This window comes from Massilia sp. BKSP1R2A-1, from assembly GCF_050586525.1.
Taxonomy (GTDB): domain Bacteria; phylum Pseudomonadota; class Gammaproteobacteria; order Burkholderiales; family Burkholderiaceae_D; genus Telluria.
The window spans coordinates 73,488-99,246 of record NZ_JBOBRE010000008.1 but is presented as its reverse complement, the minus strand read 5'-3'; the positions used below and the strand labels follow the sequence as shown (position 1 = coordinate 99,246).

Here is a 25,759-nt window from a genome sequence, read left to right as displayed (position 1 = left end):
CGCCCTATTTGCCGTTGATGCTGAGGATATTTCCGTCCGGGTCTTTCAGCCACGTCACCTTGAACCCTTCCGTCACGTACAGCTCGCCTTCCAGGCGCATGCCCGGAATGTCGTAACGCTCGAAGGTGGCGCCCTTCGCTTTCAGGGTGTCGACGATTTCCACGATGCGCTCGCCGACGTCCCAGGTGATGGCGGTGGCCTGGTTGGTCCCCGCAAAGTCCGAACGGTAGACCTGGACCCGGGTATTGCCGCTCCTGAAGATCAGGACATCGGGCTGGGGGCAGTCACCGGGCTCGCCTTCCAGCAAACCCAAGACATTGCCGTAGAACTCGCGCGCCGCCTCGATATCGCGCACGCCCACCGTTGCAATCGCATCCGCATGTGCCAGCATCGTTGCCTCCACAAAGTTGTCAGCTCCTCGTGTAAGCATAACCGCAGCAGCCGCACGTGCAAGCATCCTTTGCCGGAAAAACAAACGCCCTGCTCGAGGCAGGGCGTCGTGGTGTAGGCGAAGGCGGCTTAAGCGGCGGCGTGCTTGTCGAGCTCGCGCAGCACGGCGGGGGACACGGAGTCGCGGCCGCGGCTCAGGCTGTAGAGGGTCCAGAGGTCCGCGCCTTCTGTGTCGCGCGCCGCCGGCTTTGTACCGAACAGGCGTGCAATGAAACCGAATGCGACACTGGCAACGTTGGCGGAAACCGGCAGGGAAGTGGACATGATGTTCTCTCAGGAAAATTTTTGGATACCTTCAGTATGGTCGCTTTCAGATAGAAATCAAATTGCGATCCATGATGATCGCCATTCACCGATCGACTATCTCAAGGTAAATCCTTTCGTTTCCCTATGGAACGTAGCCTGCCTTCGCTGGAAGGCCATTTCGCCTTTATGTCCAGCGATTGTGTGCATGCTGCGCAGACACCACAGCTGCATTTGTGCAAATGTGTTGTTTCCGCTACAATACGGCTCAGCCGGCCTGCGCCGGCTCGCAATTCCATTCGCCCAACCATGGGCGCATCCAGAACCCGGCACGCTTGTCCGCCCCATACCGGACACGCCGCGAAGCGGCAGCCCGCGTGCCCACCCAACCCCGCCATTCCGGACCTTGCAGCGTGCCTCGCCGCGCCCCGCCGGATGGCGCCGCATGCACTGACAAGGAGGCACCATGCAAATGCTCTGCTCTGCGGGCTTCATCTTCCTGATCGTCCTATGGGGCATCGTTGCCCCGGACAATATGGCGAGCGTGTTCGACACCATGCTCGCCTCCCTCACCCGCAACTTCGGCTGGTTCTACCTCTGGGTCGTGCTCGGCCTGGTGCTGTTCGCCGCCTACGTCGCCTTCAGCCGCTACGGGCAATTGCGCCTGGGCGGAGAGGACGATGAGCCCGAATTCAGCATGAGCAGCTGGTTCGCCATGCTGTTCGCCGCCGGCATGGGCATCGGCCTGGTGTTCTGGGGCGTGGCCGAACCGGTCTCGCACTACGTCACCGCGCCACCGGGCATTACCGCAGGCACGCCCGAAGCCGCCAACGCGGCCATGCGCTATGTCTTCTTCCATTGGGGCATTCATCCCTGGGCGGTGTACAGTGTGGTCGCGCTGGCGATCGCCTTCTTCCAGTACCGGCGCGGCGGCAACTCCCTGATCAGCACCGTCACCGAGTCGCTCCCCTGGCGTCCGGTGCGCGCGATGTCCGGCCTGTTCAACGGCCTGGCGGTGGTGGCGACTGCTTTCGGCGTCGCCGCCTCGCTCGGCGTCGGCGCGCTGCAGATCAACAGCGGGCTGAACGCCGTGTTCGGGCTCGAGATCGGCCCCACTTCGCAGGTGGCGATCATCCTCGTGACCGCCGCCATGTTCATCGGCTCTGCCGTAAGCGGCGTCGACAAGGGCATCCAGTTCCTGTCCAACCTGAACATCCGCGTGGCCGCGCTGCTCGCGCTGGCCGTGTTCCTGCTCGGCCCCACGGTTGCCATCATCGACACCCTGACCAATACCCTGGGCAGCTACGCCAGCGAGTTCGTCCGCATGAGCCTGCGCTCGACGCCCTTCCGCGACAGCAGCTGGGTCGCCAACTGGACCATCTTCTACTGGGCCTGGTGGATCGCGTGGTCGCCCTTCGTCGGCCTGTTCATCGCCCGGGTCTCGCGCGGCCGCACCATCCGCGAATTCATCGTCGGCACCGTGCTCGCGCCCTCGCTCGCGGCCTTCGTCTGGTTCTCGATCTTCGGCGGCACCGCCCTCTACATGGAGATCTGGCAGCACGTGCCACTGACTGAAGCGGTCAAGGCCGACGTGGCCACCGCGCTGTTCGCGATGTTCGACGCCATGCCCTTCGGGAACATCATGTCGGTGGTGGCGACCCTGCTGGTGGTGATCTTCTTCGTGACCTCGGGCGACTCGGCCGTGCTGGTGCTCGGCATGATGAGCCGCAACGGCGACCCGAATCCGTCCACCCGCACCAAGCTGGTCTGGGGCGTGCTGATCGCCGGCATCGCCATTAGCCTGCTGCTGGCCGGCGGCATCGACGCGGTGCAGACCGCCACCATCCTGTTCGCCCTGCCCTTCGCGCTGGTGATCGTGCTGATGGTGATCGCGCTGTGGCGCGCGCTGCGCGAGGACTGGCAGGTGGAAGCGCGGCGCGAGCGCGAAATCCGGCGCAAGATGCGCGAGATGGCGTCACGCTAGGTCCGGCTGGGGTAAGGGAGGCGCGCCTTCGTTTTGTTGAACTGGTATCATGCGCGTTTTCCGGACCCTGGCCCGACGCTGACCGACAGCGCGCCCGTCCCTTACCTTACAGAACATCAAGAATGAACACTCCAACCCAGCTGCCCGGCTTCTTCAGCCGGCTTTCGATCGCCTTCGGCGCCTTCTTCAAGTCGCTCGGCGACGCGGAATTTGCCGCGCGCGTGCGCGATGACGGTGTCGGCCCCGTTGTTGCACCACCTTCCGCACCTGCCCCGGCCCCGGCTCCCGCGCCAGCGCCGGCCCCGGTGCTGCGCGCCCCGACCGCCGAATCGGCCCTGCAACTGCTGAGCCTATTCCAGCGCGAGGCGCGCCTGATCGACTTTACCCAGGAAAACCTGGCCGCCTATTCCGATGCCGACATCGGCGCCGCCGCCCGTGTCGTGCACGAAGGCTGCGCGCGCGTGCTGCGCGAGCACTTCACCATCGAGCCGGTGCGCAACGAGGCCGAAGGTTCGCGCCTCACGCTGGAAGAAGGTTTCGACGCCGCCAGCGTGCGCCTGACCGGCAACGTCGTCGGCCAGGCCCCGTTCAAGGGCACGCTGTCGCACCGCGGCTGGCGCGCGACCAAGGTCGAGCTGCCGCAACTGGCCGAGAAGCACGACGCGCGCGTGCTGGCGCCGGCGGAGGTGGAACTGTGACCGACCCACGATATGCCATCGGCATCGACCTCGGCACGACGCACAGCGCCCTGTCCTATGTCGACCTGCAGGCCAGCGACGGCGAGAAGACCGTCGACGGCGTCCTGGGCGTTCCGCAGCTGACCGCGCCGGGCACGGTGGAAGCGCTGCCGCTGCTGCCTTCCTTCCTCTACCTGCCGCACCCGGACGAACTGGCGCCGGGTGAACTCGGCCTGCCCTGGAATGCACAGGGCGAAGGTTTCGTGGCCGGCGAAATGGCGCGCAGCCGCGGCGCCACCACGCCGATCCGCCTGGTGTCCTCGGCCAAGAGCTGGCTGAGCCATCCGAGCGTGGACCGCCGCGCCGCCATCCTGCCGCACGATGCGCCGGAAGAAGTCGCGCGCGTCTCGCCGCTGGAGGCCTCGACCCGTTACCTGGCCCATCTGCGCCAGGCCTGGAATGCGGCGCATCCGGACGCGCCCTTCGACCAGCAGCAGGTCACCGTCACGATCCCCGCCTCCTTCGATCCGGGCGCACGCGAACTGACCGCGGAAGCGGCGCGCAATGCCGGCTTCCAGCCGACCCTGCTGGAAGAACCGCAGGCCGCCCTGTACAGCTGGATCCAGGGATCGAAAGGGGCCTGGCGCAAGCAGGTCAAGGCCGGCGACATCGTGCTGGTCGTGGACGTGGGCGGCGGCACCAGCGACTTTTCCCTGATCGCCATCCTCGAGCGCGATGGCACCCTGGAACCGCACCGCGTGGCCGTGGGCGACCACATCCTGCTGGGCGGCGACAATATGGACCTGGCGCTGGCCCACTTCGTGGCGCGCAAGCTGCAGGCGAACGGCACCCAATTGGACGCCTGGCAGATGCGCGCCCTCACCTACGGCTGCCGCAGCGCCAAGGAACACCTGCTGGCCGACGCCAACGCGACCGTGTGGCCGATCGTGGTGCCGAGCCGCGGCTCGAAACTCATCGGCGGCTCGATCCGCACCGAACTCACGCGCGACGAGGTCACGGCCTTCATCACCGACGGCTTCTTCCCGCGCGTGGAAGCCGGCGCACGTCCTGCAGTGCGCACCCGCGCCGGCCTGACCCAGGTCGGTCTGCCCTACGCGCAGGATGCGGCGATCACGAAACACCTGGCCGCCTTCCTGGCGCGCCAGGCCGGCGCCACCGCGGAACTGGAAGGCTTCAGCGGAGCAGTCAACCCGGAGCACAGCTTCCTGCACCCGAGCGCGGTGCTGTTCAACGGCGGCGTATTCAAGTCGGACATCCTGGCGCAACGCGTGATGGACACCATCAACGACTGGCTCTACATGGAAGGCGCGGAACCGGCACGCTGCTTGGCGGGCGCGGATCTCGACCTGGCAGTCGCGCGCGGCGCGGCCTACTTCAGCTATGCCCGCCGTGGCGGCGGCGTGCGCATCCGCGGCGGCACGGCCCGTTCCTACTACGTGGGCGTGGAGTCGTCGATGCCGGCGATTCCGGGCATGGAGCCGCCGATCGAAGCCCTGTGCGTGGCGCCATTCGGCATGGAAGAAGGCAGCGAACTCGAACTGCCGGGCCAGGAATTCGGCCTGGTGGTCGGCGAGCCTGTGAACTTCCGCTTCTTCGGCTCGACCACGCGCCGCCAGGACCGCATCGGCGCGGTGCTGGACTTCTGGGGTCCGGAAGAGCTGCAGGAACTGGGCGAGATCCAGGCGACGCTGCCGGCGGAAGGCCGCGTGGCGGGCGACGTGGTGCAGGTCAAGCTGCATGCGCTCGCGACGGACGCGGGTACGCTGGAACTGGCCGCCGTCTCGCGTGAAGGCCAGCGCTGGAAGATCGAGTTCGACGTCCGCCAGCAGTGAAGTACCTCGTCAGCATCGACCTGGGCACCACCAACACGGTGCTCGCCTATGCCGCGCAGAACAAGGCGCAGGTCGAGCTGCTGGCGATCGAGCAGCTGGTGGCGCCCGGCGAAGTCGCCGGTTCGCCCCTGCTGCCGTCGATGCGCTACCACCCGGGCGAGAGCGAGCTCGCGCCTGGCGAACTCCAGCTGCCATGGGCCCTCGAGGATCCGGCCGGCGTCGAACGCGTCGCCGTCGGGCGCCTGGCGCGCGTGCTCGGCGCGCAAACGCCGGGCCGGCTGGTGGCCAGCGCCAAGAGCTGGCTGTCGCACGCGGGCGTGGACCGCATGGCGCCCATCCTGCCCTGGGGCGCCGAGGAGGCCGACGTCGCCAAGGTCTCGCCGGTGGCGGCCAGCGCCAGCTATCTCGCCTACCTGCGCGCCGCCTGGGACAAGCGCTTCCCCAAAGCGCCCCTGGCGAAGCAGCAGATCGTCCTCACCGTCCCCGCTTCCTTCGACGAAGGCGCGCGTGCGCTCACGCTCGAGGCGGCGCGCATGGCCGGGCTGCCGGAACTGCGCCTGCTGGAAGAGCCGCAAGCGGCGCTGTACGACTGGCTGTACCGCCACCGCGCCACCCTGGCCGACGATCTCGCGCAGACGAAGCTGGTGCTGGTCGCCGACGTCGGCGGCGGCACCACCGACTTCAGCCTGGTCAAGGTGGAACTCGGTGAAGACGGCCAACCGAAACTCAGCCGGACAGGCGTAGGCAACCACCTGATCCTCGGTGGCGACAATATGGACCTGGCGCTGGCCCGCCTGGCCGAATCGCGCCTGGCGGGTGAAAATGCGCCGGAGCGCCTGAGCGCTGCCCGTCTGGCCCAGCTGATGGAACGCTGCCGCGCCGCCAAGGAACAACTGCTGGCGCAAGACGCGCCGGAACAGGTCACCGTCACCCTGCTCGGCGCCGGCTCGCGCCTGATCGGCGCCAGCCGCTCGGCCACCATCACGCGCGAAGACGTCGATAGAATCGTGCTGGACGGCTTCTTTCCCCTGAACGAAGCCCAGGAAAGCCCGAAACGCGCGCGCGCCGGCATCGTCGAATTCGGCCTGCCGTATGCGAGCGACGCGGCGATCACGCGTCACCTCGCCGCTTTCCTGCGCCAGCATGCGCAAGGCGTGCCCGATACCCTGCTGCTCAACGGCGGCGTGTTCCGCGGCGCGGCCCTGGCCGAGCGCCTCGCCACCGTGCTGTCGAACTGGCGCGGCGCGCCGGTCACCGTGCTGCACAACGACGATCCCGACGTGGCCGTCGCGCGCGGCGGCGTCGCCTATTCGCTGGCGCGCGCGGGCCAGGCCCCATCGATCGAAAGCGGCTCGGCGCGCAACTATTACCTGGTGCTCGATGCGGAACAGTCTGGCGACACGGTGCGCGCGGTCTGCCTGCTGCCGCGCGGTGCGCCGGCCGGGGAGGAAGTGCGGCTCACGGAGCGCAGCTTCGCCCTGCGTCTGGGCCGGCCGGTGCGCTTCCACCTGGTCTCGTCCACCGGCGACCCGGACGGCAAGCTGCCCCAGGCCGGCGAGCTGTTCGACCTGCCCGTAGCAAGCATCGTGCGCCTGCCGGCCATCTCCACGGTGCTGCGCAGCTCCCGCACGACGGACATCCCGGTGCAGCTGGCCACGCTCTTGTCCGAGGTCGGCACGCTGGAAGTCTTCTGCGTGGCCGAGGACGACGCGTCGCAGCGCTGGCGCCTGGAATTCCAGCTGCGCGGCAACGAGGAGGCGTCTGAAGAAGATGTGGTGCTGCCGATGGAACTGGACGATGCGATCGCCCGCATCGATCGCATCTTCGGCAACCGCTCGCAGCAGGTCGACCCGCGCGAGGTGCGCCAACTGCGCGCCGCATTGGAACAGCTGCTGGGCGCGCGCGAACGCTGGACCACGCCGCTGCTGCGCCGCCTCTTCGACGCCCTGCTCGCGCGCGCCAAGGGGCGCCGTCGCTCGGCGGAACACGAACGCGTGTGGCTGAACCTGGCCGGCTACTGCCTGCGCCCCGGCTTCGGTCACCCGCTCGACGAATGGCGCATCGAGCAGCTGTGGGCCATGTTCGACCTTGGCGCGCAGTACCACAAGGACAGCCAGGTGCGCGCCGAGTGGTGGACGCTGTGGCGGCGCGTCGCAGGGGGGCTGTCCACCGAAGCGCAGCTGCGCCTGCTGGACGATTTCGCCTTCAACCTGCAAGCCGACGCATCCGAGCGCGGACGCCGTCCGGTGACGCTGGTCGACGGCAGCGAGGACGACATGCTGCGCATGGGCGCTTCGCTGGAACGCATTCCGTCCGCCTACAAGGCCGAGATCGGCGACTGGCTGATCGAGCAGATCATGGACATGCCGGCCGGGCCGAAGATCGATGCCAGGGCAACCGCGCGCTACGCACGCTACCTGTGGGCGCTGGGCCGCGTCGGCGCGCGCCAGTCCTTCCACGGCGCCGCGCACGAGGTGGCCCCCGCCGCATCGGCGGAGAGCTGGCTGGGCCAGCTACTCACGCTCGACTGGAAGAAGATCGAGCCTGCGGGCTTCGCCGCCGCCCACATCGCCCGCATGACCGGCGACCGCTCGCGCGACATCGGTGAAACGGTGCGCGATGAGGTGCTGCGCAAGCTGTCCGCCAGCGGCGCCCCGCACGCCTGGCCCGCGATGGTGCGCGAGGTGGTGGAACTCGACCAGGCGGTGGAAACGCGGATGCTGGGCGACGCCCTGCCGCCGGGCCTCAAGCTGCTGCGCTAGGCAGGGCTGCCGATTTGCCGTTGGCCGCCCAGGCCACCAGCAGGAAGGCCAGGATGCTCATGACCGCGCCGCCGAACAGCACCGCCGGATACGCGAGACCCGCATTCAGGATCGCCGCACCCAGCGCCGCGCCGATCGCGTTGCCCAGATTGAAGGCGCCGATGTTGACCGACGAGGCCATCCCCGGCGCTTCGCTCGCCGCGCGCATCACACGCATCTGCACCGGCGGCACCAGGGCGAAGGCCGCGGCCGACCAGACGAACAGCCCGATGGCGGCGCCCGCCTTGCTGGAAGCCAGCCATGGGAAGGCGATCATGGTCGCCGCTTCCACAGCCAGGAAGAACAGGATGGTCTTGTCGACCGAGCGGTCGGCCATCTTGCCGCCGATGGTGTTACCCACCGTGAAACCGATGCCGATCAGCGCCAGCATCATGGTGACGAAGCCTGGCGAGGCCTGCGTAAAGGTCTGCAGCACCGGATTGATGTAGGTGTAGAGGGCGAACATGGCGGCCGAGGACAGCACCGTGGTCAGGAGCGCCTGCAGCACCCTTGGCCTCGCCAGCACCTTCAGTTCGCGGCGCACTTCCAGCGCCTGCCCTTTGCTCCCGGCCGGCAGGAACATCAGGAGCGCGGCCATCGCGATCACGCCCAGCACGCCGATCGCAGCAAAGGACTCGCGCCACCCCAGGTGCTCGCTGACCCAGGTCGCCGCCGGCACGCCGCCGATGTTCGCGATCGTCAGGCCGAGGAACATCATCGCCACGGCGCTCGCCTGCCGCTCGCGCGGCACCACGCTCGCCGCTACCACCGAGCCGATGCCGAAGAAGGCCCCGTGCGCCAGGCTGGTGACCACGCGCGCGCCCATCAGGCTGGCGTACTGCGGGGCCAGCGCCGACAGGATGTTCCCGACGGCGAAGATCGCCATCAGGGCGATCAGGGCGCGGCGCCGCGGCCAGCGCGCCAGCAGCAGGCTCATGACGGGTGCGCCGGCCATGACGCCGATGGCGTAGGCGGAGACCAGCATGCCGGCCGCCGGGATCGAGACGCCGACACCGCCGGCGATCGTCGGCAGCATGCCCATGGGGCCGAATTCGGTGGTGCCGATGCCGAAGGCGCCGACTGCCAGCGCCAGTAGCGCGAGCCCGGCGCCGCGCTGGGCGCTGGCAGGAGAAGAGAGATCGGTCGAAGAAGATGATGCGTGCATACTCGGCTTTCATGTAACGGGCCGAGCATTATCTCGACAATCATTTTTCGGATAAAGTAGGGAATCCAAGAAATACCTTTGCAAAATCCGAGAAAATGAAGATCGAGCTGGACGAACTGGTGGTGTTCCTGGCAATCGTGGACACGGGGTCGATGACGGCGGCCGCCGAGCGCCTGGGCCAGCCGGTATCGACGGTGAGCCGGCTATTGGGCCGGCTGGAAGAGAAGCTGGCGACGCCCCTGCTGCGCCGGACCACGCGCAGGCTCGACCTCACCGACGAGGGCAATGCTTTCGTGAGCGACGCACGCGGCATCCTGCATGCCGTGCAGGCCGCCGAAGACCGGCTGGTGGAGCGGCGCGGGCAGCTGTCGGGGCAGCTGCGCATCGACGCGGCGACGCCTTTCATGCTGCACGTGCTGGTGCCCCTGATACCCGAGTACCGCGCACGGCACCCGAACGTCACCCTCACCCTCAGCAGCAACGAAGGCTTCATCGACCTGCTGGAACGCCGCGTCGACCTGGCGGTGCGGATCGGCGAACTGAAGGACTCGACGCTGCACAGCCGCCTGCTGGGCCATGCGCCCCTGCGCCTCGTCGCCAGCCCCCGCTACCTGCAAACGCACGGGACGCCGACGACGATCGAGGAACTGATGCGTCACGAACTGCTGGGCTTCAGTGAACCGGACAGCCTGAATGTCTGGCCGCTGCGCGACCCCGACGGCAAACGGGTACGCATCGAACCCACCCTGAAATCGTCCAGCGGCGAGACCCTGTGCCGGCTCGCCCTGCAGGGCATGGGCATCGCCAGCTTCTCCGATTTCCACACCTGGGCCGACCTCGAGGCAGGCCGCCTGGTCGAGGTGCTGCCCGAGCTGACGATCCCGGCAAGCCGGCCGATCCAGGCGGTGTACTACCGCCATTCCGCGGTGTCGGCCAAGATCGAATCGATGGTGAGCTACCTCGCCGAGTCCCTGCGCCGCCAGCCATGGCTGTGCTAGCAAAACACGAAATCCTCATTGCAGCCCGGGCAGAGGCCCATCACGGAAGCGACGAAACGCCAGGCGAATCCGGCAACGGGGAGTAACAGCAACCAAAGGGCAGACATGGCAATCTCCTTGCACACAAGATTTCGCACACCTGTGCGAAATTAATCCAAAAAAAGGGACAGGCAGGCCCGTCCACCGCGATTCCCTATTCCAGGTCGCCGAAACTCCTGTACGTCGATATCAGCCGGTTGAAGGCCCGCTGCGCCCTGCGCGGCGTGGCGTCGGCCCGCAGGAAGCGCGCGTCGTGCATCACCCCGATGGCCAGGCTGTAGATCTCGAACACCAGCTGCCCCGGTTCCGTATCCGGCCGCAGGTGTCCAAGTTCCATCGCCTGCAGCACCGTCTTGCGCATCGAAGCGCGCCAGCGGTTGACGCCCTCCTCGATGCGGTCGCGCAGCGGGCCCGGCACGTCGTCGAACTCGAAGGCGCCCGCCGTATAGAGGCAGCCGCCGCGTGCCGTCTCGTTGCCGATCTTCTGCAACCACAGCTCGACCTGCACCGTCAGGCGCGGCAAACCGCGCGGCACCTGCAAGGACGGCAGGAAGACATCCTCCGAAAAGCGCCGGTCGTATTCGTCCAGCACCGCCGACTGCAGGGCCTCCAGCGAGCCGACGCGGGAAAAGATGCCGCTCTTGCTGATGCCGGTGCGCTTGGCCAGCTCGCCCAGCGACACCTTGCCCAGGCCCTCGGCCCCGGCCATGTCGTAGGCGGCCGCGAGGATGGTCGCGTAGGTGGCTTCGCTTTTCGCGGTGGCGCTTTTGACGGTGGTGTCCATGGGCCCACTTTAGCACACCTGTGCGAAACTACAAGAAAAATCGGGCCGGTCCCGCAACCCGGGAACCGGCCCCCTTTCCCGCTTACCAGAACTTGTAGCTGGCCGAGAAGGCGTACTGGCGGCCGAACAGGTTCTGGCTGTGGTTATAGCCTTCCCAGCCGTTCGGGTCGTAGTACGGTTTCTTGTCCGTCACGTTCTTGATGTTGAGACCCAGGTTCAGGTTCTTCGTCGGCTTCCAGTTGAAGCCGAGGTTCACCGTCGTGAACGAAGGCGCCCCGCCGCACAGGTCCTGCGGCAGCGAAACGCCGGCGGCCAGGCAGCTCTCCGGCGTGTTGACGGTATCGAACTGGTCGTAGGCCCACTTGGTCTTGCCCGTGTAGTTCACGAACAGGCTGGTGGTGAAGTCGCGGTAGACCCAGTCGGCATTGAAGGTGCCGCGCAGGCGCGGCGAGCCGTAGTAGCCGACGTAGTTACCCGAGAAGCCACTGCCGTCCTCGTAGTCGTAGGTCTCGCGGCGGCGGATCGTCACGGCGGCGCCCAGGTTCAGGCGGCCATAGTTGCCCAGCCCGACGCGGGTGCGCGCATCGATGTCGAAGCCGTCGACCAGGGTGCCGCCGCGGTTCAGGTAAGAGTTGATCAGACCGCCCAGGTTGCCCACCGAGTAGGTCGGCAGCGGGCCGGCGCAGGCCGCCGCGTTGGCCGGGTTGGCGCACATCGTCGCCACGGCCGCCATGTTGGCGCGGTCGGCGTCGGTGAGGTCGTTGCGGATCGCCTGGCTGGTGCCGGCCAGGGCCGGGCCATGCTCGGCAACCAGCAGGGTGAACAGCTGGTTGAAGTCCTGGCGCACGATCTCGTTGCGGCGGTTGATGTACCAGTAGTCGAGCGAGACGCTGACATCGCGCGCCGGCTGCAGCACCACGCCCAGGGTGGCGATCTTCGCCTTCTCGGGTTTCAGGTCCGGATTCGGCGGCGTCAGGCCGCCCACCGTGGTCGAGCAGTTCGAGTTGAGCAGGCTGCGGCCCAGGTCGACCTCGGCGCTCGACACCGACTTTTGCAGCAGCCGCGCCATGGCGTTGGTCTCGTCGCAGCGCACGGTGTCGCGGATGCCACCCACCTGGGCGAACACGCCGCCCTCGCCGGATTCGGCCAGGTTGGGTGCGCGGAAGCCATGCGAATAGGTGCCGCGCACCATCACGTCGGGACGCGCGCGCCACACCACGCCCAGCTTCGGCGCCAGGTTGGCGCTGAAGTTCGGGTATTTGTCGAGGCGCGCGGCGGCGTTCACCTCCAGGGTCTCGGTGACCGGCACCACCACCTCGCCGAACAGGGCCGAGATGGTGCGTTCGCCGTCGAACCAGGAACCGCCCTGCTGGGTGATCAGGCCGTTGGCGGCGTCCGCATTGCCCGGGGTCTCGAAGCTCTCGCGCATCAGGCTGGCCCCGAAGGCGGCGCGCAATTCGCGGTCGCCGATCTTCGCCAGCGTGCCTTCGATCTTGCCGTCCCAGGTGATCAGCTTGGTCCAGGACTGGATGTCGAAGGTCGGATAGGCCTGGCGGATCAGCGCGGCGTTGGCTTCGCTGATCTCGCCGAATTTATAGGCTGGGTTGTCGGAGATGTTGGTGCGGCCCGTCACCGGATCCTTCGTGAAGGGACCGAAGGCCTTCTCGAACCCCTTGGTATTGATGTTGACGGTCTGGTAGAGCGTCGAGTGGCTGCCCGCCACCGCGAGCGCGGTCTCGAACTCCCAGTCGCCGAAGATGGGGCCGCGCACGCCAGCCAGGGCGCGATAGCTGTCGTCGATATTGCGCTGGCCGAAGTGGTTGGTGGCGTCCTGCAGCAGGTAGTTCAGGCCGGACGCCCCACCCATCAGCGCGGCCATCTCCGGCGCCAGCTTGCCCTTCAGGTAGACGTTGTTCGGGCCCAGGTAGGGCGTGGTGAAGGTATTGAGCCTGGTGCCGGTATTGCGCGAGAACCAGTTGCTGGTGCTGCCGCTGTTGAACGAGGTCGGGCCGTTGCGGCCGACCATCTTGATGTGGGTGTAGGCCGCTTCCGCGAAGCCTTCGAAGCCGTCCCCGAAGCGCATGCGGCCGGAAAGGAAGCCGGTCGCGCGGTCCGAGGTCGGGCCGGTGTCCAGGCCGTTGGGCAGGGTGTTCCAGACGCAGCGCGTGCCGGAAGCCTCGGTGATCTGGGTCGGGCAGCCGCCCACCGCGCGCTGCACACGCGCATTGTTGCGCTTCGGGTCGAAGACGAAGAAGGTGCCCGGATTGAGCTGGCCCGGCTCGCTGCCGACGCCGATCCGCATGTTCGGGATGTAGTTCGGGTTGTTGACGTAGAAGTGCTCGGGGCGCTTGTCGTAGGTGTCGGCCAGGGCGATGCGGTCGCGCTGGTAGACGTTGAGCGAGCCGATCACGTTGAAGCCCTGGCTGGCCAGGTCGCCGGTGCCGAACACGATGCCGCCCTGCTTCTCGCCATAGGAGTCGACCCGCTCCGACATATCGAAGGTGCCGCGCGCTTCCAGGCCCTGGTAGTTCTTCTTGGTGATCACGTTGATCACGCCCGCCACCGCGTCCGAACCGTACACCGCCGAGGCGCCGTCGGTCAGGATCTCCATGCGTTCGATCGCCGCGGCCGGAATCGCGTCGATGTTCACGAACATGGTCTGGAAGCCGGACGGCGCGCCATAGAAGGACAGGCGGCGGCCGTTGAGCAGCACCAGCGTGCCCTGGGCGCCGAGGCCGCGCAGGTTGGCCTGGGAGCCGCCGTCCGAACCCGTGAACATCGAGCGGAAGTCCTGCTGGGCCGGACGCGCGGCCGGCAGGTTGTCGAGCACCTGCATCAGGGTGCGAGCACCCATGTTCTCGATCTGCTTGGCGTCGACCACCTGCACCGGCGACGCGGTCTCGGCGTTGATGCGCTTCAGGCTCGAGCCGGTGACCTCGACGCGCGCCATCTTGTCCTCTTTCTTCTCCTCGGGCTTGCTGCTTTCCTGGGCCAGTGCGGTGCTCGCCAGTCCTGCCGCCACCAGTGCGGCCATCAGTGTGTTCAGTTTCATTGCCTCTCCTTTTCTTATAGATGTGTGTCGCGTTATTGCATCGGCAGCGTGCTGACGTCCACCGCGGGTGCGCTGCCGGTCGCGGGACGGGTGAAGTTCTGGTTGAGCGGGACGGTGTCGCTGAAGAAGCCGCCGTTGCGCAGGTAGAAGCGGCCGTTGCGCAGGCCGCCCGCATAGTCCATGCGCTGGCCATTGGCGGCGGTGGCGTCGCCGGTGAAGCGTGCGGATGTAATCTCGGTCCAGGCGCCCGCCGTGCTGCGCGCCCACTGGTTGCCGTGTTCGGCCTGGCGGCCCAGGTAGCCCCTGGTGTCGATGAAGTTCTCGAGGAAGGAATAGACGCCGGCATGCCAGGTCGTCGTGGCCGGGCGCTTCCAGGTGGCGATGTAGCGCCAGGCGCCCGTCTCCGGCGCGAAGAACCAGGCCGAGAAGTCGGTGCCGCCGGCGCCGTCCGGCCGTGCGCGGGTGATGAAGCGGTAGGTGTTCCCGGCCACCCAGTTGTAGACCAGGTAGGTCTGTCCACCGGTTCCCTCGCCGCCGAAGCCGTTGTCGATCACGCCGGCGCCCTTGCTGACCAGCGTCGTCTTGGCGCCGTTGTCGGCGTCCCAGATCGAGAACAGCACCCAGCGCTCCGAAGGCGACTTCACCTGGATGCCGAAGTAGCCGCCATTGAAGCCGTTGGCCATGTAATAGGAACCGATCGCGTCCTGGCCGGTCGGCACCGTCACTTCGCTGTAGAAGTACTCGGTGTTGGCGGGCACGGTATAGCCCAGGTGGACCGAGGGTCCGCGCCGCGACCAGTAGTAGTTGGCGGCATCGTTCGCGTAGTTGAGCTTTGCATTGGTAGTGACCTTGATGGCGGAGACGTCGCCGTAGTAGCCGCCATCCTTGCTAACGCCCTGCAGGTCGACTTTGATGTAACCGGCCGGCAGGTTCACCGTGCCGACCTCATAGGTCTTCGTCGCACCTTTCGTCAGGTTCACCTGGAAAGGGGTGCCATTCACCGTCACCTTCACCGTGCTCGTATTGCTGCCGGCCAGGCTGGCATCCAGGCCGATGGTCGCCGTGCCCGCCTCCGCCATGCGGAACCAGACACTGCTCACGGTGGACTTGGTGGTCCAGTTGGCCAGGCCGCTCGTGGTGATGATCTCCGTCGCGCCGGTGCCGGGCTTGGTGACGAAGCCGTTGCCCGGCAGGGCCACGGTGGCGGAGGTCTGGGCGGAGGCAGGCAGGCTGCCTGCGCTAACTACGATCAGGGCGGTACTCAACATCAGCTTCAAGCGTTTCATCTTGTTCTCCCGGGAAGGTGGAAAAGCGGTGATGCGTCAGGTCTCAATAACGGTCGTCGAAAGCGAAGATCGGTTTGCGGGTACGCCATTTGCCGCCCGTGAAATCGGGGAAGTCCAGGGTCTGGAAGCCGAGCGCGATCGACTGCTCGGACAGCGGCGTGATCGCGCTCCAGGTGATGGCGTCGTAGATATCGATGGGCATCGGCGCGTTTTCCTTCAGCGCCTCGATGAAGGCGTGGATCACGAAGAAGTCCATGCCGCCGTGGCCGGCGCTCGCGGCCTGCTCGCCGTACTTGCGCCACAGCGGGTGGTCGTATTTCTCGAACCAGAGCCTGGCGTCGTCCCACTCGTGGGGCTTGCTGATGCCCTCGACGTGCACCGAGCGGTTCAGATCCATCCACAGGCCGCGTGTGCCCTGCACGCGGAAGCCCAGCGAATAGGGGCGCGGCAGCGAGGTGTCGTGCTGCAGGATGATGGTCTCGCCGTTGTCGCAGGCCAGGGTGGTGGTGACGATGTCGCCGAGCTGGAAGCGGGTGCGCGCGTTCGGGTGGTCCTTGCCGCCCTGCTGCACCACGTACTCGTGCAGGCCGGCGGCCTTGCTGGCGAAGGCGTTGATGCGGGTGAAGCGGTTGCCGCGGTTGATGTTGGTGTACATCGCGCAGGGGCCGATGCCGTGGCTCGGATACAGCTCGCCGTTGCGGCGCACCGAGTGCTCGGTGCGCCAGCGCGCTTCCGACCAGCCTTTCGGCCCGAACTCGACGCCGCCGCCATAGGGCTTGTTCGGGTCGCCGCTGTTGAACTTCACGGCGCGCAGGTCGTGCTGGTAGCCGCCCTGCAGGTGCACCAGGTCGCCGAACAGGCCGGAGCGCACCATGCGCAGCACGGCCAGCACGTCGCGGCGGTAGCACACGTTCTCGAGCAGCATATAGGGCGTGCCGGTCTTGAGCTGGGCGTCGAGCACGTTCCAGTGGTCCTGCAGGCTCACGCCGGCGACCACTTCGCAGCCCACCGGCACCTTGGCCTGCATCGCATCGATCGACATCTGCGCATGCCATTCCCAGGGCGTGGCGATGATCACGCCATCCAGCTTGCCCGCGTCCAGCATGCGGCGGTAGGCGTAGCCGTCGCCGTTCTCGCCAAAGGTGGCGGGCGCCGGCTTGCCTGCGGCCGTGACCATCTGGACCGCACGGCCCAGCATGATCGGCTCGATGTCGCACAGCGCGGCCACCTCGACGTCGTCGCGCCGCACCAGCTCGCGCAGCAGCACCTGGCCGCGCATGCCGGTGCCGATCATGCCGATGCGCAGGCGATCGCGGCCGGCCGCCGCCGCGCCGGGCATGGCGCCCGCATACAGGGCGCTGCCCGCCAATGCCGAACCGAGGGAGAGAAAATTGCGTCGCTTCATATGCTGTTTCCGTTCTGTTTTCAGAGGTCGAAGGATGTAAGAGGCCCTCCCCGTCCGTGGAGGGGCTCTTTGAGTGCAAGTGTGTGAGGTGGCTTAGCGCAGCTTGAGCGTCGCGCCTTCCGTGCCGGTCAAGGCGGCGTTGGCCCAGTTGCCGCACGTTCGGGAAGCCTTGTCGCCCAGGGTGCGCAGGCTGAGCTGGCGCAGTCCACGCACGTCGATCTCGGGCTTCACGACTGCCGGCGCCTTGACGATGCCGCTGTCGTACAGCAGGCGCTCGCCGCTCCAGACCTGGAAGCGCATGCTGCCCGCCGTCCGGCAGCTGTCGTCGACGCCGAGGTCGGCGCGCAGCAGGTTCCAGTTGCCTTTCAACTCGAGATCGAGGCGGCTGTTGGGGCCGACACCGACGCCCTTGTTGAAGCGCAGGCCGTTCATGCGCATCTCCGGCGCCTTGCCGGCGGGCTTGTCGCGCCCGAAGGACTTCGGCAAAGGCAGTTCGCTGACGTACTTGCGCAACTCGCGGCCTTCCGGCAGCTGGTGTTCGAGCACGCGGAATTCGGACAGCGTGACCGGCGACACCTCGAGCGGCGCGGCGGCGTCGAAAGCGCGGGCCGGGGCGCTGCCGCCCGCCGCGGTGACCATCGGGTCGATACTGGACGCGCCGCTGCCGTCCGGGTTCTGGGTGCTCAGCACGCGGAAGCGCAGCAGGCGGCCGGCGGTGGCCGGGAAGGCGATCGCCTGCGCGGTTTCCTGCAGCTTCAGGGTGCCGCGCTGCACCGGCACGCCCCACTCGCCATTGCTGTCGGCGATGTAGATCTCGTAGTCGCGCACCTGGCCGTGCTTCCAGTTCTTGTCGTTCCTCGGCGCGATCTCGATGCCGTCCACCAGGCGGCGCTCGGTGAAGCCGATGGTCCACTCGTGGGCGCCGCTCTTGACGGCCTGGCTGCGCACGGTGCGGAACCAGGTCTCAGGCTTGCCGTCGAAGGCGTTCTCCAGCGGATGGCCCCCTTCTTCGGCAGGACGGTTCACGACGATCATTGCGTCCGGCGGCAGCGCGCGGCCCGGTTTCGGTGCGGCCGGGAAGGCGTCTTCGCTTGACGGGCGGGCAATGCCCTGCAGCGTGAAGGCGAGCGGCTGGCGGATGTCCTGGCTCGGCGCTTTCACGTGCACGGTGCCGAGGCGTTCGGCGGCGTCGAAGAACCAGCCGGCGTCCATCGCATCGAATTCGGCGCGGCTGGCGGCCTGCTTCAATGCCGCCGAGCCAAACGTCACGCCGCCCGGCTGCCGGCGGCTCGGCAGGCGCAGGCTGTAGCCGCGGCGCGCTTCCTGGCCGTCATAGCTGCCTTCGACCGGATGGATGGCGACATCCACGCGGCCGGCGGCCTCGCGCATGGTGAACTTCTGGCGGCTGGAGGCGCCGGCCTGGTATTTGCGGGTGTTGCCGTCGTCCTCGTACAGCACGTATTCCGAGTCGCCCTCCGGATAGAGGTCGAGGGTCAGGCGGTCTTTCGGCTTGTGGCCGTCGTAGAGCATCTCGGGATACATCGGGATGATGGCGCCGCCGCGCACGAACACCGGGAGCTTGTCCAGCGTGACCTGCAGGTCGATGTCGCGTCCCTGCTCGCCCGCTTCTACCAGCCGGCCATCCCAGTAGTCCAACCAGCGGCCCTGCGGCAGGTGGATGCCCTTGCGCCAGCCCTGGCTGACGGCCTGGCTGCGGTAGACCGGGGCAACCAGCAGGTCGCGCCCGAGCAGGAACTGGTATTTATGCGTCTCGCCGAGCGCGGCCGGGTCGTTCGGGTAATCCCACATCAGGCCGCGCACCAGCGGCGCGCCGCTTTGCTCGGCCTCCTGCGCCAGCGTGTACATATAAGGCGTGAGGCGCATCTTGAGCTTCAGGTAGCGCCGGTTGATGCTGCGGTAAGGCTCGTCGAACCACCACGGGTGCTTGCGCGCACTGGCCGACCAGCCCGACATCCCCATCAGCACCGGGGTAAAACTCTTCCACTGCAGGTCGCGGGTATAGGTTTCGGGGCTGCCGCCGAAGATGGCGTCGACGTCGCCGGTGGCATAGGCCTGGCCCGACAGGCCCGAGCCGATCAGGGTCGGCACGTGCCAGCGGATGTAGTCCCAGCTGGCGCTCTGGTCGCCGGTCCAGGCCACCGCGTAGCGCTGGGTGCCGGCCCAGCCCATCACGGTCCAGATGAAGGGACGGCTATCGGAGTTGTTCAGGATGCCGTCGTAGGCGGCCTTGTTGGCGTCGAGCGAGAACTGGTAGCCCTTGCCGGTCCAGGCCACGTCGAGCTTCTGGGCGCGGCTGCCGGCCTGGCCGACTTCCCAGGCGATCTTGTCGACGCCATTCTCGGTCCACAGGCCGGTGCGGAAGCCGTGTTTCGCCAGGCCTTGCACCGTCTCGGGCAGGGCCGTGTAGCCGCAGCCGTAGCCGTCGTTGGGCAGGATCCAGCCGCCCGGCATATCGTGCTCGCGATACTGGCGCGCCACGCTCTCGACGACGTCCGGGGTCTTGCCGGTGGGGCCGTCGGTCCAGCCCTTCGGCGCCGTACCCGGCTTCTTGACATTGTCGCCGTCGTTGTAGCAGTCGGCGTCGCCGTATTCCAGCGCCCAGCGGGGGACCAGGCGCGCGCGGCCGGTCCATTCCGTATAGCGGGCCAGCACCTCGCGCATGGAGTTGCCGACGAAGTAGTAGGCGTCGAAGCGGCCTTCCGCATGCTGCAAGGTGAGCTGTTCGTCCTCGCGCAGGTCGTAGTTCCCGTCGGCCCAGGTATTGCGCAGCATGCCCCAGCCGCGTGAGCTCATGAGGAAAGGCGCCGGGTTCGGGCGGTCGCCCTCTTCCCAGCCGCCCGAATAGGAAACCGGCAGCTCGCGGCCCTTGAACTTGAAGCGCCCGTTCTGCTGGCCGCCGCCATAGAAGCGCTCGTCCTTGCTGCTGGAGAATACCTGCACGTTCTGCTTGTCTTCCAGGTCGAGCGGCTGCAGTTCGCGCCACAGCGGCTGGGCTTCGCCCGTGCGGTAGAGAGTGAAGCGCAGCGGAGCGCGATCGACGCGCAGGGTCAGCGCGGCGGTGCGCAGCACCAGCTGGCCGTTCTCTTCCTTGAATTCATGCGGCACGTCCGCGGCAGGCCGCGCCACCACGATCGGCGCCGCCTTGTCGCCCGGGCCGCTCAGCGCCTTGCGGCCGGCCTGGATGTGCAGCACGTCCGCGCGCGGCAGGCTTACCCGCACCTTGGCGCCGGACTCCGAGACCAGGTCCCAGGACGGGCCGTCGGCATTCCCGGGGCTGACCGTGCGCAGCTTGCCGAGCGGCGCCGCGAAGGCCAGGGCCGGCAGGGCCAGCACCAGCGCGGGTACAGTGAACGAAGGGCGCAGACGGGACGTGTATTTCATGACGGTCTTTTGGTTCGTGTTGCGTTTTGATGAAGATAATGTATGAACAAAAACAAAGCAGGTCAACAAAAAGGAAAGAAAAAATACAAAAAAGTTCGAAATAATGCGCTAACCATGCTTTAAATCTTTCGTTTCACAGAATTATTGCGCAGACAGCTTTCGAAAAGGTCGAAAGCTGATGCGAAAAACACACAGACACCTGCATGGGACGCCCTGTGCACGCGCCACCCACGTGCATATAACTTTCGATATCTTTCGTATTTGACTTTCGCAAACTTTCTATTTAAGATTAACGGCACTGAAAACTCTTTAGATATCTTTCGATGACTACTCTCCTGCAGCGAAGCCAACAAGCGTGGCGCGACATCGGTGGCCTGCATACCGCCGAGGAGATCGCACACCAGCCCGCCCTCTGGCGCGAACTGGCCGCGAGCCTGAAGGATGGGCGGGAAGCAGTCGCCGCCTTCCTGGGCGACAGCCTGGCCAATCCGCTGCAGCGGGTGATCCTGACCGGCGCCGGCAGCTCGGCCTATGTCGGCGAGATCATCGCCGACGAACTCAATGCCGCCTGGCCGGCCCAGGTCCGCGCGATCGCTACCACCACCCTGCTCACCCACCCCGAGCTCTACCTGGAAGCCGGCGCGCCCACTTTACTGGTTTCCTTCGCACGCAGCGGCGACAGCCCGGAGAGCCTGGCCGCCGTCCACCTGGTGCGCGACCTGGTGCCCGGCGCGCGCCTGCTGAACATCACCTGCAACCCCGAGGGCCAGCTGGCGCGCGAAAGCGCCGGCGATCCGGATGCCTTCAATCTCATGATGCCGGCCGCGAGCTGCGACCGCGGCTTCGCCATGACCAGCAGCTTCACCTGCATGCTGCTGGCCGCGCTGGCGGTGCTGGGCAAGGCCGTGCCGCCCGATCGCATCGACACCCTGGCCGGCCTGGCGCAGCAAGCCATGCAGTCCTGGGAAGCGCCGGTGGCAAATCTGGCCGCCGTCGAGGCCGGACGCGTGGTCTACCTCGGCAGCGGTCCGCTCGAAGGCCTGGCCAAGGAAAGCGCCCTGAAGCTGCTGGAACTGACGGCCGGACGCGTGCCGGCCATCGCCAACACCCCGCTGGGCTTCCGCCACGGCCCCAAGTCGGTGCTCACTAGCGACGCCCTGGTCTTCGTCTACGGCAGCAGCAAGGCGCTGTCGCAACGCTACGAGGCCGACCTGGTGGAAGAACTGCGCCGCGACGGCGTGGCCGGCCGCGTGCTCACCATCGGCGTGAACGGCGACATCGGCATCGACGCGCCGGACTGGCCCGACGCCTGGCTGGCGCCCCTGTGGCTGCTGGTCGCCCAGCAGGTCGCCCTGCACCAGTCGGCTGCCATGCAGCTGCGTCCCGACAATCCATTCGCCAGCGGCACGGTCAACCGCGTCGTCAAGGGCGTCACCATCTACCGCCATGACGAACACTGAACCGCGCGGCTACCACGGCATCGACATCGGCGGCAGCAAGATCGAGCTGGTCGCCTTCGATGCGGCCTTCGCCGAAGTCTTCCGCGAGCGCGTCGCCACGCCCGGTCATGACTTCCTCGCCTTCGTGCAGGCCGTTGCCGGCCTGGTGAAGCGCGCGGACGACGCGTTGGGCAGCAAGGCGCCGGTCGGCATCGGCCTGCCCGGTGTCGCCGATGCCCAGACCGGACGCCAGCTCAGCTCCAACGTGCCGGCCCTGAACGGCCGCCTGGTGGCGCCCGCGCTCGAAGAAGCGCTCGGCCGGCCGGTTGCGATCGGCAACGACTGCCAGTGCTTCGCCCTGTCCGAGGCGCAGGGAGGCGCGGCCGATGGCCTGCCCACCATGTTCGGCGCCATTCTCGGCACCGGCGCCGGCGGCGGCTATTGCGCGGGCGGCCTGCTGCAGCGCGGCTTCAACGGCGTGGCCGGCGAATGGGGCCACTGGTCCGTGCCCGCCCACCTGCTGGCCCGGTATGGCTTGAGCGTGATTCCCTGCGCCTGCGGGCGCCAGGGCTGCTTCGAGCGCTACGTGTCCGGCCCCGGCATGAGCATGCTGCACCGCCACCTCGGCGGCGATGGCGCAGAACCCATGGTCATCGCGGCGCGCGCCAATGCCGGCGACGCGCTGGCGCAGGCGGCCCTGGCCACCCACCTCGACCTGCTGGCCCATGCGTTGTCAAACCTGGTGCTGGGGCTCGATCCGCACGCGATCGTGCTGGGCGGCGGCCTGTCCCAGCTGCCGCATCTCTACCAGCACCTGCCTGGCGCGGTGCGCCGCCACCTCTTCCCGGGCGCGCAGGTGCCGCCGATCCTGCCGCCGCGCTTCGGCGACGCCGGCGGCGCGCGCGGCGCGGCCCTGCTGGCGCGCCAGCACCTTCCTTCGAACTGAACGCGAGCGCACATGAACCAGGACCACTCCCCCATCCAGCAACGCGTGAAGGCCCACCGCCGCGGCGAGCCGGTCGGCCTGTACAGCGTCTGCTGCAGCCATCCGATGGTGCTCACGGCCGCCATGCAGGTGGCGCAGCGCTACGATACCCTGCTGCTGGTCGAAGCGACCTCGAACCAGGTCGACCAGTTCGGCGGCTACACGGGCATGAACCCGGAACAGTTCCGCAGCTACGTCAACCTGCTGGCGCACGAGCGCGGTTTCCCCCTCGAACGCCTGGTGCTGGGGGGCGACCATCTCGGCCCCAATGCCTGGCAGGCACGCCCGGCCGTGGAAGCGATGGCGAACGCCGAGGTGCTGATCGCCGCCTATGCCGCCGCGGGTTTCCACAAGATCCACCTCGACTGCAGCATGCGCTGCGCGGACGATCCGGGCACGCTCACTGATGAAACCGTGGCGGCGCGTTCGGCGCGCCTGGCGGCGATCGCGGAGGCGGCGGCCGCACAAGCCGGCCATCCGCCGCCGGTCTATGTCATCGGCACCGAAGTACCGGTGCCCGGAGGCGAATCGGCCCTTGCGGACGCCGGCGCGCCGACCTCGCCGCAGGCCGCCGCGCGCACGCTGGAAGTGCATTGCCGCGCCTTCCTCGACGCCGGCCTGCATGGCGCCTGGCGCCGCGTGATCGCGATGGTGGTGCAGCCCGGCGTGGACTTCGACGCCAGCCACATCCAGCACTACGACGCCGCCGAGGCGGCCAAGCTGTCGGCCTTCGTGGCCGGCCAGCCCGGCCTGGTGTTCGAGGCCCATTCCACCGACTACCAGCGCGAATCAAGCCTGCACGAGATGGTGCGCGACCACTTCGCCATCCTGAAGGTCGGCCCGGCCGCCACCTTCGCCCTGCGCGAAGGCCTGCTGGCCCTGTGCCAGATCGAGGACGAGCTGCTGCCGCCGGAACGCGCCTCGCGCCTGATGGAAGTACTGGACGAAGTCATGCTGGCCAAGCCCGAACACTGGCGCAAGCACTACCCGGGCAGCAGCGAGGAACAGCGCCTGATGCGGCGCTACGGCCTGTCGGACCGCTGCCGCTACTACTGGAACGAGGCGCCGGTGGCGGCTGCCGTGGAGGCGCTGTGCGCCAACCTCGATGCGATCGAAATCCCGCTGCCGCTCCTGAGCCAGCACCTGCACGAGCAATACCTGGAAGTGCTGCAGGGCCAGCTCGCCGCGAAGCCGCGCGCCCTGCTCGAGCACAAGGTCGGCCGGGTGCTGGCCCAGTATGCGCGCGCCTGCAACCACAACGCGGCAGCGGTCAACACGCCTGCCCCGATCTGTTAAGCTCGGCGTTTTTGAACGCCAACCGAGCTGCCACCATGCGAAACACGACCCAACGCCGCGAAGCCATCCTCCAGCACCTGACCCGCAAGGGATCGGTCCAGGTGACCGACCTGGTGCAGGAGTTCGGCGTCTCGGCGGTCACCATCCGCAACGACCTCAGTGCGCTGGAATCGCAGGGCCTGGCCTCACGCAGCCACGGCGGCGCGACGCTCACCCGCACCCCGCCGCCGGAACAGTCGATCCGCCAGAAGGATGCGATCAACCAGGAGCAGAAGGACCGCATCGGCGCCCTGGCCGCCACCCTGGTGCAGGACGGCGACAACATCATCATCGACTCGGGCACCACCACGATCTCCCTCGCGCGCCACCTGCGCGAGGCGAACGGCGTGACGGTCATGACCAATGGCCTGAACATCGCCTGGGAGCTGGCCGACACGCCCGGCGTGGAGCTGATCCTGACCGGGGGCCTGTTGCGCAAGCAGTCGCTGTCGATCCAGGGCAGCCAGGCCGAGGCGACGCTGCAGGCCTATAACTTCGACAAGCTGTTCCTCGGCGTGGACGGCTTCGACCTGCAATTCGGGGTCACCACCCATCACGAGGCCGAGGCGAGCCTGAACCACAAGATGGTCGAACGCGCGAAGAAGATCATCGTGCTCACCGACGCCTCCAAGTTCGGCCGGGTCAGCCTGCACCGCATCGTGCAGGCCGGACAGGTCGATACCGTCATCACCGATGCCAGCATCAGCCAGGAGTACCGAGAAGGCCTGCAGAAGCTGGGCATCGAATTACTCATAGCGGACTAAATGCTCAGCGGCAGAATCCTGACTCCCTCCGGCTGGATCACAGGCAGTATCGATTTCAGCGAACGCATCCACCGGATCATCGAAGGCCCTGCCGCAAGCGGGCACACCATCCTCCCCGGCTTCGTCGACCTGCACGTGCACGGCGCGGCCGGCACCGATATCATGGAAGGGGGAGACGCCGGCGCAGTCGTGGCCCGTACCCATGCGCGCCACGGCACCACCTCCCTGCTCGGCACCACGCTGACCGCGAAGGAAGACCATATCCGCCGCGCCCTGGAGGGCATGGCCGGCGTGATCGCGCAGCGCCCGATCGGCGCCGCGCGCATGCTGGGCGTGCACCTCGAAGGGCCGTTTCTCAACCTGCAGCGCCTGGGCGCCCAGCCACCCGACGTGGTCCCCGCGCGCCTGGACCTGGTGCGCAGCCTGCACGCCATCGCGCCGATCCGCGTGCTGACCATGGCGCCGGAAGTCGACAACAATCTTCTCCTGATCCCGCAGTTGGCGGCGCTCGGCATCCGCGTCCAGATCGGCCACAGCGCCGGCACCTACGAGGACGGCGTGGCCGCGCTGCGGGCCGGTGCTAGCGGCTTCACCCACCTGTTCAACGGCATGAGCGGCCTGCTGAACCGCGATCCCGGCATGGTGGGCGCCGCACTGGCCAATGCCGAGTACGCGGAAATCATTCCCGACCTGCAGCACGTGGCCCCCGGCGCCCTGCGCACCGCCCTGCGCGCCATTCCGCGCCTCTACGGCGTCACCGACGCCACCTCGGCGACCGGCATGCCGGACGGCGAATATGCGCTCGGCACCCAGCGCGTGTTCAAGTGCGGCGCCTGCGTGCGTTTGGCGACCGGTTCGCTGGCGGGCAGCGTGCTGACCATGGACCAGGCCCTGCGCAACTTCGTCGAGCTGGGTCTCGACCTGGCCGACGCTTCGCGGCGCCTGTCCCTGTATCCGGCCGACTACCTGGGCGAACCCGAACGCGGGCGGCTCATGCCCGGCGCCTGGGCCGACATCGTGGTGCTGGACGAAGCACTGCGGCCCACGGCGGTGTATGTCGAAGGCGAAGCGATCGCGCTCGCACAATAAGAAGTACC

Annotated in this window: 18 protein-coding genes; 10 read left to right on the top strand and 8 right to left on the bottom strand. The window is 67.5% G+C overall.

Annotation, left to right across the window (positions count from 1 at the left end; translation table 11 throughout):
- Positions 1–4: 4 nt before the first annotated feature.
- Together ACQ7JA_RS13955 and ACQ7JA_RS13950 are read right to left on the bottom strand one after the other, a co-directional pair.
- Entirely contained in the window at positions 5–391 is a 387-nt protein-coding gene (locus ACQ7JA_RS13955; RefSeq protein ID WP_430898659.1) for a VOC family protein, read from the bottom strand.
- Between the two features lie 128 nt (positions 392–519).
- Positions 520–714, bottom strand: coding sequence for a hypothetical protein (locus tag ACQ7JA_RS13950; RefSeq protein WP_430898657.1), 195 nt, complete (start codon positions 712–714; stop codon positions 520–522).
- Positions 715–1,159: 445 nt separating this feature from the next.
- Here ACQ7JA_RS13950 and ACQ7JA_RS13945 point away from each other — a divergent pair, with 445 nt between their 5' ends.
- From ACQ7JA_RS13945 to ACQ7JA_RS13930, 4 genes are all read left to right on the top strand, one after another.
- Positions 1,160–2,677 carry a BCCT family transporter gene (locus tag ACQ7JA_RS13945; protein WP_430898655.1) on the top strand — a complete coding sequence of 506 codons (1,518 nt, stop codon included), beginning with the start codon at positions 1,160–1,162 and terminating at the stop codon, positions 2,675–2,677.
- 122 nt (positions 2,678–2,799) lie between these two features.
- Positions 2,800–3,375 (top strand): DUF2760 domain-containing protein, encoded by a 576-nt coding sequence (locus tag ACQ7JA_RS13940; RefSeq protein WP_430898653.1) that lies wholly within the window; start codon positions 2,800–2,802, stop codon positions 3,373–3,375.
- Positions 3,372–5,207, top strand: a complete 1,836-nt coding sequence (locus ACQ7JA_RS13935) for an Hsp70 family protein (RefSeq protein ID WP_430898651.1) — start codon at positions 3,372–3,374, stop codon at positions 5,205–5,207. The genes ACQ7JA_RS13940 and ACQ7JA_RS13935 overlap by 4 nt, the downstream gene beginning before the upstream one ends.
- Positions 5,204–7,969, top strand: coding sequence for an Hsp70 family protein (locus ACQ7JA_RS13930; protein WP_430898649.1), 2,766 nt, complete (start codon positions 5,204–5,206; stop codon positions 7,967–7,969). The genes ACQ7JA_RS13935 and ACQ7JA_RS13930 overlap by 4 nt, the downstream gene beginning before the upstream one ends.
- On the opposite strand, the gene ACQ7JA_RS13925 is transcribed toward ACQ7JA_RS13930, so the two are convergent.
- Positions 7,953–9,173 (bottom strand): MFS transporter, encoded by a 1,221-nt coding sequence (locus ACQ7JA_RS13925; RefSeq protein WP_430898647.1) that lies wholly within the window; start codon positions 9,171–9,173, stop codon positions 7,953–7,955. The two genes, ACQ7JA_RS13930 and ACQ7JA_RS13925, sit on opposite strands and share 17 nt — an antisense overlap.
- Positions 9,174–9,268: 95 nt before the next feature.
- Here ACQ7JA_RS13925 and ACQ7JA_RS13920 point away from each other — a divergent pair, with 95 nt between their 5' ends.
- Complete coding sequence (locus ACQ7JA_RS13920) at positions 9,269–10,171, top strand: LysR family transcriptional regulator (protein ID WP_430898645.1); 903 nt, start codon at positions 9,269–9,271, stop codon at positions 10,169–10,171.
- Between the two features lie 193 nt (positions 10,172–10,364).
- Here the strand turns inward: ACQ7JA_RS13920 and ACQ7JA_RS13915 are convergent, their stop codons facing one another.
- The 5 genes from ACQ7JA_RS13915 to ACQ7JA_RS13895 form a co-directional block, all read right to left on the bottom strand.
- Complete coding sequence (locus ACQ7JA_RS13915; RefSeq protein ID WP_430898643.1) at positions 10,365–10,994, bottom strand: TetR/AcrR family transcriptional regulator; 630 nt, start codon at positions 10,992–10,994, stop codon at positions 10,365–10,367.
- Positions 10,995–11,076: 82 nt separating this feature from the next.
- Positions 11,077–14,046 (bottom strand): TonB-dependent receptor plug domain-containing protein, encoded by a 2,970-nt coding sequence (locus ACQ7JA_RS13910; RefSeq protein ID WP_430898641.1) that lies wholly within the window; start codon positions 14,044–14,046, stop codon positions 11,077–11,079.
- Positions 14,047–14,078: 32 nt separating this feature from the next.
- The gene (locus ACQ7JA_RS13905) at positions 14,079–15,332 is read right to left on the bottom strand and encodes a DUF3472 domain-containing protein (protein ID WP_430898639.1); all 1,254 of its coding nucleotides are present in this window, start codon (positions 15,330–15,332) and stop codon (positions 14,079–14,081) included.
- A 43-nt stretch (positions 15,333–15,375) separates the two neighbouring features.
- Positions 15,376–16,737: a Gfo/Idh/MocA family protein gene (locus ACQ7JA_RS13900; RefSeq protein WP_430898637.1), complete on the bottom strand. Its 1,362-nt coding sequence runs from the start codon at positions 16,735–16,737 to the stop codon at positions 15,376–15,378.
- 93 nt (positions 16,738–16,830) lie between these two features.
- Complete coding sequence (locus ACQ7JA_RS13895; RefSeq protein ID WP_430898635.1) at positions 16,831–20,139, bottom strand: TIM-barrel domain-containing protein; 3,309 nt, start codon at positions 20,137–20,139, stop codon at positions 16,831–16,833.
- A 323-nt stretch (positions 20,140–20,462) separates the two neighbouring features.
- On the opposite strand from ACQ7JA_RS13895, the gene ACQ7JA_RS13890 reads away from it, so the two are divergent.
- The 5 genes from ACQ7JA_RS13890 to ACQ7JA_RS13870 are packed head-to-tail and all read left to right on the top strand — an operon-like array spanning position 20,463 to position 25,751.
- On the top strand, positions 20,463–21,599 hold the full coding sequence (locus ACQ7JA_RS13890; protein WP_430898633.1) for an SIS domain-containing protein: 1,137 nt from the start codon (positions 20,463–20,465) through the stop codon (positions 21,597–21,599).
- Positions 21,586–22,524, top strand: coding sequence for an ROK family protein (locus ACQ7JA_RS13885; RefSeq protein WP_430898631.1), 939 nt, complete (start codon positions 21,586–21,588; stop codon positions 22,522–22,524). The genes ACQ7JA_RS13890 and ACQ7JA_RS13885 overlap by 14 nt, the downstream gene beginning before the upstream one ends.
- 12 nt (positions 22,525–22,536) lie before the next feature.
- Positions 22,537–23,859, top strand: a complete 1,323-nt coding sequence (locus ACQ7JA_RS13880) for a D-tagatose-bisphosphate aldolase, class II, non-catalytic subunit (protein WP_430898629.1) — start codon at positions 22,537–22,539, stop codon at positions 23,857–23,859.
- Between the two features lie 35 nt (positions 23,860–23,894).
- Positions 23,895–24,662 carry a DeoR family transcriptional regulator gene (locus ACQ7JA_RS13875; RefSeq protein ID WP_430898627.1) on the top strand — a complete coding sequence of 256 codons (768 nt, stop codon included), beginning with the start codon at positions 23,895–23,897 and terminating at the stop codon, positions 24,660–24,662.
- A complete protein-coding gene (locus ACQ7JA_RS13870) occupies positions 24,663–25,751 on the top strand; it encodes an N-acetylglucosamine-6-phosphate deacetylase (protein WP_430898625.1) in 1,089 nt (362 codons plus the stop codon). It begins immediately after the preceding gene.
- Positions 25,752–25,759 lie beyond the last annotated feature (8 nt).

Coding starts and splice junctions, on each gene's coding strand:
- ACQ7JA_RS13955 (WP_430898659.1), bottom strand. CDS start 391: ATGCTGGCACATGCGGATGCGATTGCAACGGTGGGCGTGCGCGATATC.
- ACQ7JA_RS13950 (WP_430898657.1), bottom strand. CDS start 714: ATGTCCACTTCCCTGCCGGTTTCCGCCAACGTTGCCAGTGTCGCATTC.
- ACQ7JA_RS13945 (WP_430898655.1), top strand. CDS start 1,160: ATGCAAATGCTCTGCTCTGCGGGCTTCATCTTCCTGATCGTCCTATGG.
- ACQ7JA_RS13940 (WP_430898653.1), top strand. CDS start 2,800: ATGAACACTCCAACCCAGCTGCCCGGCTTCTTCAGCCGGCTTTCGATC.
- ACQ7JA_RS13925 (WP_430898647.1), bottom strand. CDS start 9,173: ATGCACGCATCATCTTCTTCGACCGATCTCTCTTCTCCTGCCAGCGCC.
- ACQ7JA_RS13920 (WP_430898645.1), top strand. CDS start 9,269: ATGAAGATCGAGCTGGACGAACTGGTGGTGTTCCTGGCAATCGTGGAC.
- ACQ7JA_RS13915 (WP_430898643.1), bottom strand. CDS start 10,994: ATGGACACCACCGTCAAAAGCGCCACCGCGAAAAGCGAAGCCACCTAC.
- ACQ7JA_RS13910 (WP_430898641.1), bottom strand. CDS start 14,046: ATGAAACTGAACACACTGATGGCCGCACTGGTGGCGGCAGGACTGGCG.
- ACQ7JA_RS13905 (WP_430898639.1), bottom strand. CDS start 15,332: ATGAAACGCTTGAAGCTGATGTTGAGTACCGCCCTGATCGTAGTTAGC.
- ACQ7JA_RS13900 (WP_430898637.1), bottom strand. CDS start 16,737: ATGAAGCGACGCAATTTTCTCTCCCTCGGTTCGGCATTGGCGGGCAGC.
- ACQ7JA_RS13895 (WP_430898635.1), bottom strand. CDS start 20,139: ATGAAATACACGTCCCGTCTGCGCCCTTCGTTCACTGTACCCGCGCTG.
- ACQ7JA_RS13890 (WP_430898633.1), top strand. CDS start 20,463: ATGACTACTCTCCTGCAGCGAAGCCAACAAGCGTGGCGCGACATCGGT.
- ACQ7JA_RS13885 (WP_430898631.1), top strand. CDS start 21,586: ATGACGAACACTGAACCGCGCGGCTACCACGGCATCGACATCGGCGGC.
- ACQ7JA_RS13880 (WP_430898629.1), top strand. CDS start 22,537: ATGAACCAGGACCACTCCCCCATCCAGCAACGCGTGAAGGCCCACCGC.
- ACQ7JA_RS13875 (WP_430898627.1), top strand. CDS start 23,895: ATGCGAAACACGACCCAACGCCGCGAAGCCATCCTCCAGCACCTGACC.
- ACQ7JA_RS13870 (WP_430898625.1), top strand. CDS start 24,663: ATGCTCAGCGGCAGAATCCTGACTCCCTCCGGCTGGATCACAGGCAGT.